Below are 11,202 nucleotides of genomic sequence, written 5' to 3' on the forward strand. Positions count from 1 at the left end.
ATTATTCCCCTGTGCTTGCGGTTGCGCCGACTGCGGCGGCCGTATCCTGCTGACTGGCGATCAGCGCTGCCAGGCTGCCGACCGAGCGAAAGTGATCGCGCATGTGCGGGTCATCCGCGCTGATTACCAGGCGGTATTGCTTGCGCAGCACGATGCCGATCTCCAGCGCGTCGATCGAATCCAGCCCGACGCCGTCCGTTTCGAAGAGCGGGGCATCGTCGTCGATATCGGCGGGTGTCAGGTGTTCCAGATCGAACGCTTCGATCAGGAGCTGCTTAATTTCCAGTTTTAAAGAATCCATAGTCGAACAGGTGCTGGGTAATGTGTTTCTCGATAGCATGGGTCACGCTGCGTGCTGCAAGGGACGGTGGTTCATCCTGAATCGCGAGCTGCTCGGCCCCGACGGGATCGAGCACGTTCACGCTGATACGGAACGGACGCGGCGGCACATCGTACCAGCGCATTTCCTTCGTAAAAGCCGGTGGATCGCAATTCATCAGGACCGGGACAATCGGCGCCCCGGCATCCAGCGCAATATAGGCAAAGCCGCGCGAAAACGCGTGCAACCGGTTCGGCGCGGGACTGCGCGAGCCCTCGGGGAAAATGATCATCGTGTGGCCTGCGGCGAGCTGGCGCGAGCAGTCCGCGACAAATTCGACAGGATCCGCGTTGCTCACATAAGCCGCCGCGCGCACGATGCCCCAGAAGCAGGGATTACCCCAGTGTGCGTTCTTCACCACGCAGCAGGCCGACGGCACCAGCGAGAGCAGCACCACGACGTCGAGATACGTCGGATGATTGGCCACGACGATTGCCGGGCCGCTGGCGCGCAATCTTGCCACGCCTGCGACCTCGAGTTCCATCACGCCGGTCCACTGCAGGGCTGCGACCAGTGCCCGAAAAAAATAGTGAATCACGGTCGTGACCGCACGTTGACGGGAGGCGGCATGTGGCCACAGGCACCCGAGCGGATAGGCGAGGATGGAGAACAGCACCCCGCAGATGCCGAATACCACGAAGCTCATGCCCGTGGAGAAGAGCCGCCAGCCGTAATTAAACCGTGCGGTCATGCCATCTCCATTGCCAGCTGACGTTCGCGGTTTGCCACGCTGCGGGCTGGTGGGAGTCGAGGCAGTGGACGAGCGCCGCGCTTTGTGTGGAGAGGCGCGGGTCGGCGCCGTTTGCTTCGTCCATTCCGCTTACGGCACATTCAAGGTGACCTTGCGCGGTGTCTGCGTCAACCAGGATTGCGAGGGCGCCTTCCTGGATTTCGTCTGCGACATTGCCGTACATCGCGTCGGCGGGCTCGTCGGCATAGACGACCAGCACTGGCGGCGAGGGCTGATGCATGTGTTGCGCGTAGGCTTCGAGTAACGCGTAGCCGAGCGATTCCGGGCCAGCCGAGATGGCCGTCGCGGGCGAGCGGTCGCCGCGTGCAATGCCGAAGATGCCGGACATGGCGTTCAGAACGGACAGGCTGAAGGCGTTCGGCGAGACCGGCTCGGCCGCGGCGATGTTGCGCAGGATGTCGGTGGTGCGCCGCAACTCCCCGTGCCGCGATGCGAACACCACGCGTATGGCCTGCTTCCCGCCCGTACAGTCGTGCGCTACCTTGAGCGCCGCCTTTGACAGGGAGCTCAGGCGTCGACGCACCATCGGCTCAATAAAACCTGTATCGGGTTTCGTCGCGGAGACGGGGGACCAGAAGGACCAGTATGCTACCGGCATGGTCCAGCGCAAATCGGGCATATCGGTATTCTTATATTGAGGCTGCAACTGCTTCGGGTTTAACCGTCGGAACGAGTTCGCAAAACTCGTTAAAAGACAGCGCGTTACGGACCCTAACCATGTGCAGCCTGGATACAGCTTGTTAATCGGTTAGGTACGTTAACGGCATTTTGCGCGAATTATATAGGGCCGGGAATAGAAATAATCTGCCTCGGCCGATACTGACGATTTTTAACGCGCACTGCGAAGCAAATTGACATTAAGCGGGAATCCACATGGACTTTTCAGTCAGTCGGATGTGAAAGCCTGGCGTAATGTGATAAACCGAAGTCCCTGTTCTCTGGCCGCTTCAAACACATCGGGCAAGACAGAGAGCAGAACAGGCTGGCCACTAGCGGTGGTCGCGGCATTGCCGTCGTGCACGAGAAGGATGTCGCGTGCGGCGAGATTGTTGAGCAAACGTTGCCGGACCCGCTCGGGATCCGCTTCGCGCGTGTCGAAGCCGCGTTTCGTCCACGCCACGAGGCGCAGGTCGAAGGCTTGCAGCACCGGTTCCAGAAGGACATTGCGCAGACCCGCCGGCGCACGAAAAAATACCGGGCGCTCGCCGGTGAGTTCGGTTAGCGTGCGTTGCGCCGCAGCTACTTCGCGGGCGAGTGCAATCGGACTTTTTACCGAGAACGTGTGACGGTGCGTCTGCGAATGATTTTCCACTGCGTGACCGCGCGCCACGATCTCGCGGGTGAGCGACGGATAACGGCGGGCCACGGTGCCGATGCAGAAGAACGTTGCTCGAACGCCATGGCGATCGAGCAGATCGAGTACCTGCGGCGTGACGACGGGGTCCGGGCCATCGTCGATGGTCAACGCGATGGAGTTCGCGTTGCCGGCGACCGCCGGCAACTGGGTCCAGTTGGGTCCGAGCACCGACGAGCGCGGCCATAGTCCTGCCGCCGTGACAGCGGCATGGTTAATGGCGGTGCCCGCGAGCCACCACGGCCACGTTGACGGCGCGAGCGCACAACCGGCCAGCGCGGCGGCATGCCACGCGGCGGTCAGCTTCAATGCGCTGGGGTGGCCTGCGACAGGCCAGCGACGTGAGGACGTCGTGTCCAATCCGAGGGGCACCCGCGAGATGGGCTCGGTCATCCTGCTTCTTCGACTCTCTAATAGGTGGCCAGCTACGCGGTGGCCTTTCTGACGCAAATTACGTTTGCGAAAGGTGCGGATCCGCGATGCACAGCGCATTCGCTCAAGCCCGAAGTTTATTGCATGAGCGAGGATTGGTGTAGCGCGCGACGAGCAGGTGTGGCGTAAGACCCGTTTTATTTGTGGCGGGTCTTTACGCTCGTTCGAGTCTGTGCAAACGCGGAGTGCGTTGTGAGGTGGAAGGCGTCGTACGTTGGTTGCTCGTTAGTCAACTTACTGGTTAAGGTGAGAGGATTCGGGATGGTGAGGACTTCCAGGAGTTGCTGCTTATAAGGTGAGGAGTTCCAGGAGATCTCGAACGACTCAGGTTGCTGCGCGAAGCAAACCCAAGCCCTTACATCGGCTTACTTAGAGCAACAGGAAGTAGAAGCATCGGATGGTGCAATCGACGTTCCATACTTTACTAAAGCGTGTGCAAACAAGGGTGATTCAGCGAATACCCGCGTGTGCCGTCGACAAACCTTTGTACGGTTTTGTAACTACGTTCTCAAACACGATCCTTCGTCGGTTGATATGTTCAGGGCATTGCATTTCACGGGTTCTGAAGCGACGGCATCCGTGCTCGCAATATCTCACGAAGGAGAAAAGCATGAGAAAGTTAGCGATAGTGGCGGCCCTGGCTGCGTTGACGGCAACCCTGAGCGGTTGCTGGTGGGGACCGGGCCCAGGTTGGGGCGGCCCGGGCGGCGGTGGTCCTGGTGGTCCTGGTGGTCCCGGCGGCGGACCGCATGGCTCGATCACAGTACCCACCAACGTTGCTCAGGGCTGAGTCCTGCTATGGATCGGCCGGCGCACCCTGCGCCGGCTTTTTGCGGGGTTAGTCTCGCACGTACGTGACGATCTCCACGCGACGATCCGGTTGCAGGCATCGAACCAGATCCGCGTTATCCATATTGCCGCATTGGGTCACCGGGTCCTGGCTGCCGAGTCCGTCGGCACGGATCTTCTGCGCCGGCACACCTTGCTGGACCAGTACCGCCTTGACTGCTTCGGCTCGCCTTCTGGATAGCTCCATGTTGTAGGAATCGGATCCGAGCCGGTCGGTATAGCCGCGTACTTCGACGTGACCGAAAGGATTCGCACGCAGGCGTGCCGCGATTTGCGAGAGGTCTTCCAGACCCGCAGGACGGATGTCGTTGACGTCACCTCGGTCGAAAGGAAACAGCGCGTCCGCAGACAGACGCTCGACGCGCGGCGGTGGCGGCGGCTCAGGCGCGGGTTGCACCGTTGCCGGATACACACCGTACGCAACACGCGGCTGCGTGATCCACCCGCCGGTCATCCACACATAGCGGCCGTGTTCCCACTGCCAGTAGCCGTGGTGCCACATATACCCAGGGCGCGGCGGCGGAGCATATTCGCGAACCGGACCAGGAACCGGCACAAGAACGACCTGTGCGAAAGCGGCTGGCGCCGTTGCGGCGAGCGCCGCTGCAGCGACCAGCGTGCGCACCATCATGCGTGAATACGAGGCCCGTTGAGGGGAGGAGCGCGCGCGGTCTTCGACCGGTTGTGATTGTAGGAACGTCATGAGACAACTCCGGATTGTTGTGAGGCGCCACGGTTGAAATCGGCACATGCGCATTCTAGAAAGAGTGCATATGACAAGCTCTCTCGGTTTGTAACGAGACGTGTGTGGTGTTACGGATTCTCGGCTCAAGCGCTGTGGCTGGACGTGAAGCAATTGAAAACAATGGTTAAACGGGTGGGACCGAATCGCCGAGGGTGAGGATATTCGGGGGCCGTCGCAGGAAGCGGAGTGACGTTGAACATGTCGCGACTTCAACTTGGTGACATCGCAATTGCTGTTTGAAGGCTTACCTGGGAATGCAGATTAATTGCGGCCGCGCCCAAAGGTGAGGCTTTTCGGGAGCCGCGGCTCGCAACGAAGAGGTGCGGCCTTAGGCTCGTGTCGTCTTCACCTTTCGACGATCTTCGGTGAGGATTTTCCTGGGCATGCTTATCACCTTGCCGATCAAACCCAAACTTCATTCGCCTCTCGACGAGGGGTGCGTTGCACATCCCTGATGCCGGACTCATAACTTCAGGCGTTTCAACCACTTGGGTGGTTTGCCCGCAAGTTATGCACACCCTTGCGAACAGAATCTGTGGACAACTTCATTCCCGAAAGAGCGCTCACTGCCCGTCAATGGAGAAATGGGATAAACGATATATACTGTTTTGCGTATTTCTCACCCGGAGACGACCATGGCCACACCCAGCACCAGGAAACCGAGCAAGGAAACCACTCCCGCATCGAGTCGCGCAAATGGCAGAACGAAGCCCACCGTTGCTCCCGCTGCGGCGCCGGAGAAGCCCGCGGTGACTGCCAGAGCGTCCAGGGCGGCCAAAACGGTCAAGCCGAAGGCGGCCCCGCCGAAAACTCCCCGTGCGAAGCCGGCCAAGCCTGTAGAAGCTAAGCCGGATGGCGTTACTGCAGAACAAAAAGCAAAGCGTGTGAAGAAGGAGAAGGTCGTCCGCGACAGCTTCACCATGCCGAAGTCTGACTACGAGAAGCTCGCAGCGCTCAAGCAGAAGTGTCTGGATTCGGGCGTGGCCGTCAAGAAGAGCGAGTTGCTGCGCGCGGGTCTGCTGCTGCTTGAAGGGGTGCCGATTGCACAATTGCTCGATGCGATTTCGGCTGTCGAAACGGTCAAGACAGGACGGCCGGCGAAGTCGTCGCAGCACGACGTGGCGCAGTAAGCGGCGACACTGGGTGCCAGCAACGCAGGTTTTCTTGTCTCCGTCGCGACGCGCTGCAGGCGAAAGGTGAGTCTTTTCGGGAGCGTGGTGTGAGCGTGCCACTAACGCTTGACCGCTCTGTGAAGCAGCTGGTTTTCATGGGGTCACGACGCACGGCACGCCGTGAACCGGACCGGCTAACCGGCACTCACGGCAACGGCCCGAGCATGTGCGCAAAGCGCTGGGCCGCTTCGAGACCGAAGCGGCTCGGCTGCAACTTCGTGTCGCGATCGTGCTGCACCTCGAAACCCATGCGCCACGCGGCAATCCGTTTGCCATAGCAGATAAGCGTATCGAGCGATTGCATCACGAATACGATGCTGGGTAATACCTCGCGATACAGCACCTCAGCGCGAGTCACATCGCCGTTCGCAAATGCTTCGTAGACACGTTGTTGCCAGTCGAAGCAGTCCGGCGCCACGATCATGCCGGCGCAACCTGCGCGCAGATTGTCGAGCAACTCCAGACCGCCACGCCCGTTCAGCACCGGCATCAGGTGGCCGACGCGTGCAATGGTGTCCGCGAGCACGATCGATGGCCCTTCGCCTTTGAGCAGCCGAAAGTTCGGACATTGCATGGCGAGCCGTTCGAGGCTTTCTGGCGAGAGTCCCACGCCGAGATATTCGGGGGCGTTCTGAATGCCCATGGGTACATCGAAACCGTCCATCACGGCGGCGAAGAAATCGAAATAGAACGCTTCCGGTTGGGGCGCGGCGCCCGGTGGCAACAAGGGCGGCTGCAGTATGAGCCAGCTTGCGCCTTGCGCTACCGCGAAGCCGGCCAGCTCGCGTTGAGCCTCGACCGAGGCGCCGCTTACAGTCACCGCGAGGGGCAACGCGCCGCCGCTATCCTCCATCGCCCACTGGATGACCTGCTCACGTTCGAGGCGCGAGAGCTTGTTGACCTCGGTCGCCAGTCCCAACACGGCGACGCCGGGCGCGCGAGCCCCGACGACTGCCTGCATCTGTCTGCGCATGGCTTCCCGATCGAGCTGGTTGTGACGATCGAAATACGCGTAGAGAATCGGATAGATGCCTGCGATTTGAGGTTCGCTGATGCTGGACGAGTGCATGTTGTCGAGCGGCCTGGTCAATGAGAATCGCGCGGCACGGCCGCGCCGCTCGAGCCGACGAGAAATTCCAGATCGGCACCCAGGTTGGCCTGCTGGACGCTATCCACGTACAGCTTGTACCAGCCGCGCTGAGGGGCCGGCGGCGCTTGCCAGGCCGCCTTGCGACGCGCTAGTTCGGCGTCGTCTACATCGAGATGAAGCCGGCGTCCCGCTACATCGAGTTCGATCATGTCGCCGTCCTGCACGAGCGCCAGCGTGCCACCCGCGGCCGCCTCCGGGGCGACGTGCAAGACCACGGCACCGTAGGCCGTGCCGCTCATCCGGCCATCCGAGATGCGCACCATGTCCGTAATGCCTTGCTTCAATACCTTGGGCGGCAACGGCATGTTGCCTACTTCGGCAAAGCCCGGGTAGCCCTTCGGTCCGGCGCCTTTGAGCACCATGACGCAACTGGCGTCGATATCGAGGTTTTCGTCGTTGATCCGCGCGTGCAGGTCTTCAATGCTCTCGAACACCACCGCGCGGCCGCGGTGCTGCAGCAGCGCCGCCGTTGCCGCCGAAGGTTTGATCACGGCGCCGTCGGGCGCCAGGTTTCCCTTCAGCACCGCGATTCCGGCCTTCGCCTTGAACGGTTCCGCGATCGGGAAAATGACTTTGCGGTCGAAGCATTCAGCCTGGCTCACGTTGTCCCAGATCGTGCGGCCGTTCACAGTCAACGCATCTCGATGAAGCAACTCCGCGTGGCCCAGTTCGCGCAGCACCGCAGGCAAGCCACCGGCATAGTAAAAATCTTCCATCAGAAATTCGCCCGATGGCTGCAAGTTCACGAGGCAGGGCACATCGGAGCCGTACTCCCAGTCTTCCAGCTTCAGGTCGACGCCGATGCGTCCGGCAATCGCCAGCAGGTGCACCACAGCATTGGTCGAGCCGCCGATCGCGGCGTTGGCGCGAATCGCGTTTTCAAAAGCCGCACGCGTCAGGATTTTGTCCATCGTGAGGTCTTCGTTGACCATCTCCACGATGCGGCGCCCTGCCATGTGAGCCAGGACCTGGCGGCGTGCATCGACGGCGGGAATCGCGGCGTTGTGCGGCAATCCCATGCCGAGCGCCTCGACCATGCTGGCCATGGTCGACGCTGTGCCCATGGTCATGCAATGGCCGCGCGAGCGGTTCATGCAGCTTTCCGCCTCAATGAACTGCTCCATATTCATCGTGCCGGCGCGAACCTGCTCGGACATTTGCCACACGCCGGTGCCCGAGCCGATTGCCTGGCCGCGATAGCGGCCGTTGAGCATCGGACCGCCCGAGACGGCAAGCGTCGGCAGATTGCACGACGCTGCGCCCATCAGCAGCGCAGGCGTGGTCTTGTCGCAGCCGCATAGCAGGATCACTCCGTCGATCGGATTGCCGCGAATCGACTCTTCGACATCCATCGAAGCCAGATTGCGAAACAGCATCGCCGTGGGCCGCAGATTCGACTCGCCCAGCGACATGACGGGAAACTCCACCGGAAACCCCCCCGCCTCGTAGACGCCCTTTTTGACGTACTCGGCCAGTTCCCGAAAATGGGCATTGCAGGGTGTGAGTTCCGACCACGTATTGCAGATGCCGATCACCGGCCGTCCGTCGAACAGATGGTGTGGCAGTCCCTGGTTTTTCATCCACGAGCGGTGAATGAAGCCATCCTTGTCGGCTTTGCCAAACCAGGCCTGGCTGCGCAGTGGTTTTCTGGCGGGACTGTTCACGGGTGTCTCCTTTGATGCGCTTCAATCAAGGTCTTTGCAACGCGACGCTTGCTGTGCTGTTTGCAATGAACTTTAGGAGCGGTCCGGAGGTTCGTCAATCAAAGTGCGGGTGTCCCCATATCTGAAGCCTGCCTCGCTCGACCTTGACGCGTCGCCTCACGCGAGAGCGCCTGGCGCGAAACGGCGACGCCAGGACAAAGGTGAGTATTTTCGGGAGCGTGACAGCGTCGCAAGATGTTGCGGCGTATGGTGAAGAAATTGCCTGATCGAGACGCACTGCTTAAGATGCGAGCCCGCGAGCCGGCAGCCGAAATGGTGAGGATATTCGGGAGCCAGACGCCGCAAGCCGCGTAGGTGTCAACTGCGCTGCGTCAACTCGCGGATATCCGCGACCGGCACTTCTCCAAACGCATCGCTCAAGACGAAGTCGATCAATTGGGTGGCGCATGCCTCAGGCGAAGACAGCTGACCGTTGCGTTTAAGTTCTTCGAATCGCTCGCGCAACGGGAAGTGTTCTTCGCCGCTACCGCGAATCTCCGCTTGCATGTCGGTATCGATCACGCCCGGCGCGACGCTGCAGATGCGTAGCGCGCGATTGGCGTCGAGGACGACTGCGCGCGCGTGGTGATCCAGCGCGGCCTTGGTTGCGCAGTAGATGCTCCAGCCCGGATAGGCGTTGCGCGCCGCACCGCTCGAGATATGCGCGATCCGCCGGTCGCTCGCTGTCACGCTTGCTTTGGCGACAGCGCTCGCCAGCATCAATGGCGTCGCCACATTCAGGCCTACCGCGCTCGCGATCGCGCCTGCGTCTTGCGTTTCAATGGGACCCACCGGCTGCACCGTACCGGCATTGTTGAGGAGCAGCACGCTGTGCGCACCGTCGACGAAGTGCCGCAACGCGTCGCCAGCGAGCCATTGCGCGACCCGCGAAGGGTCGGCCAGATCGAGTTCGATTTCTTCGAGTGTCTGTGGGAAACGCTGCGCGAGTGCTGTGTTGCGCGAACGCGAAAGTCCCAGCACGGCTATGTCGCGCGAGAGCAGCTGTTCGGCAAGCGCCGCTCCGACGCCGCGTGTATGGCCAGTAACGATGGCGCGAGTAATGGATGTGGTCATGATGATCGGCGGCGAGCGCCTGAGGCAAGAGGTGAGGTTAAGGATTTTCTCACGATGCACCATGAGTCTGCAGCGTCGCGCCGCCGTTCATGCCGAGCGGAAGCGCTCCCGATACTGCATGGGTGTTGTGCCGATGCGTCGCATGAACACGATGCGCATGCGGTCGGCGGTGCCAAACCCGCAGTCGTAGGCAATCGCCTTAAGCGCCGCGGGGGTGCTCTCGAGTAGCTTGCGCGCCGCGTCCACCCGTGCGCGCTCGACAAATTCGTGTGGCGTCACGCCGGTCTCCTGTACGAAGACGCGGGCGAAATTGCGCGCACTCATGCCCGCGACATCGGCGAGGCGCTTCACTGTGAAGTTTTCGCCGATATGGTCCATGACGTGCGCCTGCACTTTGGCAACCGCCGATGTTTCATCCGCGGGCGCCGTCAGATATGGACTGAACTGCGATTGGCCGCCCTGGCGCTGAGCAAATACGACGAGGCGCTTGGCGACTGCGAGAGCGGTGCGCGGCCCGTGATCCTCGGCGACGAGCGCAAGCGAGAGATCGATGCCGGCCGTCACGCCCGCTGATGTGACGAGTTGCTCGTCGCGCAGATAGATGCGGTCGAAGTCGACGCGCGCATGAGGAAATTGTGCGGCCAGTTGTGCGGCGTGTTGCCAGTGGGTCGTCACGCTGCGCTCATCCAGCAAACCCGCATGACCGAGCGCGAAGGCACCCGTGCAGACCGACCCGTAGCGCTTGCAGTGCGCGGCGACGGTGGTAAGCCAGGCGGTCAGGCGCGGCTCGGGTTCGCGCTCGGGCAGGGCAGGGCCACCAGCCACCAGCGCCAGGTCGAAGCCTTGTGCGGCCTCTTCGAAGGTCTGATCTGCGACCAGCGTCATTCCATTGGACGCGCGCAACGCACCTGGCTCGGCGCTGACCAAGGTCACTTCGTAGTGCGCTTCCGGGGGGAGAAACTGATTTGCTTCCGAAAAGACATCCACGGGTCCCGCGACGTCGAGCGCTTGCACACCGGGGAAGATCGCGACGGCGACGGTTGGCATTGAATGTGACCTCGAATGATGTTGTGTCTACGTCGAAAAGGTGAGGATTTCCAGGTACTTGGCCTTCACGTTCGTGTGATGACTCCGATGTCTGGACACACGCTTGCAGTGATCCCGAAAAGTCTCACCTTGGAGTATTTCATACCCAGGACTTTGCGCGTTGCGTAGTGGGTGTATAGCACGCACTACGTCAAAGGTGAGGGTTTTCGGGACCTCAATTCGGGACCTCAAATTAGCCGCGTCCGTGTTGCGCAGCAATCTCCTGCAGATCAAGATCGTGCTCGAGGATAGTGAGCAAGTCATCGTCGATACACCCTGATCGATGCATCCGCAACAACTCCGTGCGCCCAGCTGCAACCGCGGCCAACACCACGTCATAGTGCGCGGCGCGCTCGTCGGCGGGGAATTCGGCCTCGAGTTGATGCGCTTCGGTGATGCGCGCACGGTAGCTGTACTGTTCGAGCAGACGCGGGTGAATGACGTGGCCTTGGGCATCGTGCACAAGCGGTTGGATAGCAGCGAGTTGCGCGGCCTCAAGGCGCGCCC

11 protein-coding genes and 1 pseudogene are annotated in these 11,202 nt (G+C 61.3%); 2 read left to right on the forward strand and 10 right to left on the reverse strand.

The annotated features are described in order from the left end of the window. Position 1 precedes the first annotated feature (1 nt). The 4 genes from M0954_RS10885 to M0954_RS10900 all read right to left on the reverse strand — a co-directional run bounded on the left by M0954_RS10885 (position 2) and on the right by M0954_RS10900 (position 2,877). Positions 2-301, reverse strand: coding sequence for a phosphopantetheine-binding protein (locus M0954_RS10885; protein WP_122157498.1), 300 nt, complete (start codon positions 299-301; stop codon positions 2-4). Beyond that, entirely contained in the window at positions 276-1,070 is a 795-nt protein-coding gene (locus tag M0954_RS10890) for a 1-acyl-sn-glycerol-3-phosphate acyltransferase (protein ID WP_297353135.1), read from the reverse strand. The genes M0954_RS10885 and M0954_RS10890 overlap by 26 nt, the downstream gene beginning before the upstream one ends. Then, complete coding sequence (locus tag M0954_RS10895) at positions 1,054-1,749, reverse strand: beta-ketoacyl synthase chain length factor (RefSeq protein WP_122157500.1); 696 nt, start codon at positions 1,747-1,749, stop codon at positions 1,054-1,056. The genes M0954_RS10890 and M0954_RS10895 overlap by 17 nt, the downstream gene beginning before the upstream one ends. A gap of 267 nt (positions 1,750-2,016) precedes the next feature. Then, positions 2,017-2,877 carry a polysaccharide deacetylase family protein gene (locus M0954_RS10900; RefSeq protein ID WP_122157501.1) on the reverse strand — a complete coding sequence of 287 codons (861 nt, stop codon included), beginning with the start codon at positions 2,875-2,877 and terminating at the stop codon, positions 2,017-2,019. 649 nt (positions 2,878-3,526) lie between these two features. Between M0954_RS10900 and M0954_RS10905 the strand changes: the two genes are divergently transcribed. After that, complete coding sequence (locus M0954_RS10905; protein WP_122157502.1) at positions 3,527-3,706, forward strand: hypothetical protein; 180 nt, start codon at positions 3,527-3,529, stop codon at positions 3,704-3,706. A gap of 48 nt (positions 3,707-3,754) precedes the next feature. Here the strand turns inward: M0954_RS10905 and M0954_RS10910 are convergent, their stop codons facing one another. Beyond that, entirely contained in the window at positions 3,755-4,468 is a 714-nt protein-coding gene (locus M0954_RS10910) for an OmpA family protein (RefSeq protein WP_185090149.1), read from the reverse strand. A 677-nt stretch (positions 4,469-5,145) separates the two neighbouring features. Between M0954_RS10910 and M0954_RS10915 the strand changes: the two genes are divergently transcribed. Further along, positions 5,146-5,640 (forward strand): hypothetical protein, encoded by a 495-nt coding sequence (locus M0954_RS10915; RefSeq protein ID WP_297353137.1) that lies wholly within the window; start codon positions 5,146-5,148, stop codon positions 5,638-5,640. A gap of 187 nt (positions 5,641-5,827) precedes the next feature. Here M0954_RS10915 and M0954_RS10920 read toward each other — a convergent pair whose 3' ends face one another. From M0954_RS10920 to M0954_RS10940, 5 genes and pseudogenes are all read right to left on the reverse strand, one after another. Next, positions 5,828-6,751, reverse strand: a complete 924-nt coding sequence (locus tag M0954_RS10920; protein ID WP_208297210.1) for a dihydrodipicolinate synthase family protein — start codon at positions 6,749-6,751, stop codon at positions 5,828-5,830. Between the two features lie 17 nt (positions 6,752-6,768). Continuing rightward, a complete protein-coding gene (locus M0954_RS10925; protein ID WP_122157505.1) occupies positions 6,769-8,496 on the reverse strand; it encodes an IlvD/Edd family dehydratase in 1,728 nt (575 codons plus the stop codon). A 357-nt stretch (positions 8,497-8,853) separates the two neighbouring features. Continuing rightward, positions 8,854-9,609 (reverse strand): SDR family oxidoreductase, encoded by a 756-nt coding sequence (locus M0954_RS10930; RefSeq protein WP_297353139.1) that lies wholly within the window; start codon positions 9,607-9,609, stop codon positions 8,854-8,856. An 87-nt stretch (positions 9,610-9,696) separates the two neighbouring features. Continuing rightward, positions 9,697-10,656, reverse strand: a complete 960-nt coding sequence (locus M0954_RS10935) for a GlxA family transcriptional regulator (RefSeq protein WP_133893811.1) — start codon at positions 10,654-10,656, stop codon at positions 9,697-9,699. A 232-nt stretch (positions 10,657-10,888) separates the two neighbouring features. After that, a pseudogene (locus M0954_RS10940) lies at positions 10,889-11,202 on the reverse strand (Na+/H+ antiporter); the annotation flags it as partial.

This window comes from Paraburkholderia sp. (genome assembly GCF_026225065.1).
GTDB lineage: Bacteria > Pseudomonadota > Gammaproteobacteria > Burkholderiales > Burkholderiaceae > Paraburkholderia.

What these genes read in the sequence shown, in the direction of transcription:
- M0954_RS10920 (WP_208297210.1), bottom strand. Translation starts at nt 6,751, where the DNA reads ATGCACTCGTCCAGCATCAGCGAACCTCAAATCGCAGGCATCTATCCG.
- M0954_RS10930 (WP_297353139.1), bottom strand. Translation starts at nt 9,609, where the DNA reads ATGACCACATCCATTACTCGCGCCATCGTTACTGGCCATACACGCGGC.
- M0954_RS10885 (WP_122157498.1), bottom strand. Translation starts at nt 301, where the DNA reads ATGGATTCTTTAAAACTGGAAATTAAGCAGCTCCTGATCGAAGCGTTC.
- M0954_RS10890 (WP_297353135.1), bottom strand. Translation starts at nt 1,070, where the DNA reads ATGACCGCACGGTTTAATTACGGCTGGCGGCTCTTCTCCACGGGCATG.
- M0954_RS10900 (WP_122157501.1), bottom strand. Translation starts at nt 2,877, where the DNA reads ATGACCGAGCCCATCTCGCGGGTGCCCCTCGGATTGGACACGACGTCC.
- M0954_RS10895 (WP_122157500.1), bottom strand. Translation starts at nt 1,749, where the DNA reads ATGCCCGATTTGCGCTGGACCATGCCGGTAGCATACTGGTCCTTCTGG.
- M0954_RS10910 (WP_185090149.1), bottom strand. Translation starts at nt 4,468, where the DNA reads ATGACGTTCCTACAATCACAACCGGTCGAAGACCGCGCGCGCTCCTCC.
- M0954_RS10915 (WP_297353137.1), top strand. Translation starts at nt 5,146, where the DNA reads ATGGCCACACCCAGCACCAGGAAACCGAGCAAGGAAACCACTCCCGCA.
- M0954_RS10935 (WP_133893811.1), bottom strand. Translation starts at nt 10,656, where the DNA reads ATGCCAACCGTCGCCGTCGCGATCTTCCCCGGTGTGCAAGCGCTCGAC.
- M0954_RS10905 (WP_122157502.1), top strand. Translation starts at nt 3,527, where the DNA reads ATGAGAAAGTTAGCGATAGTGGCGGCCCTGGCTGCGTTGACGGCAACC.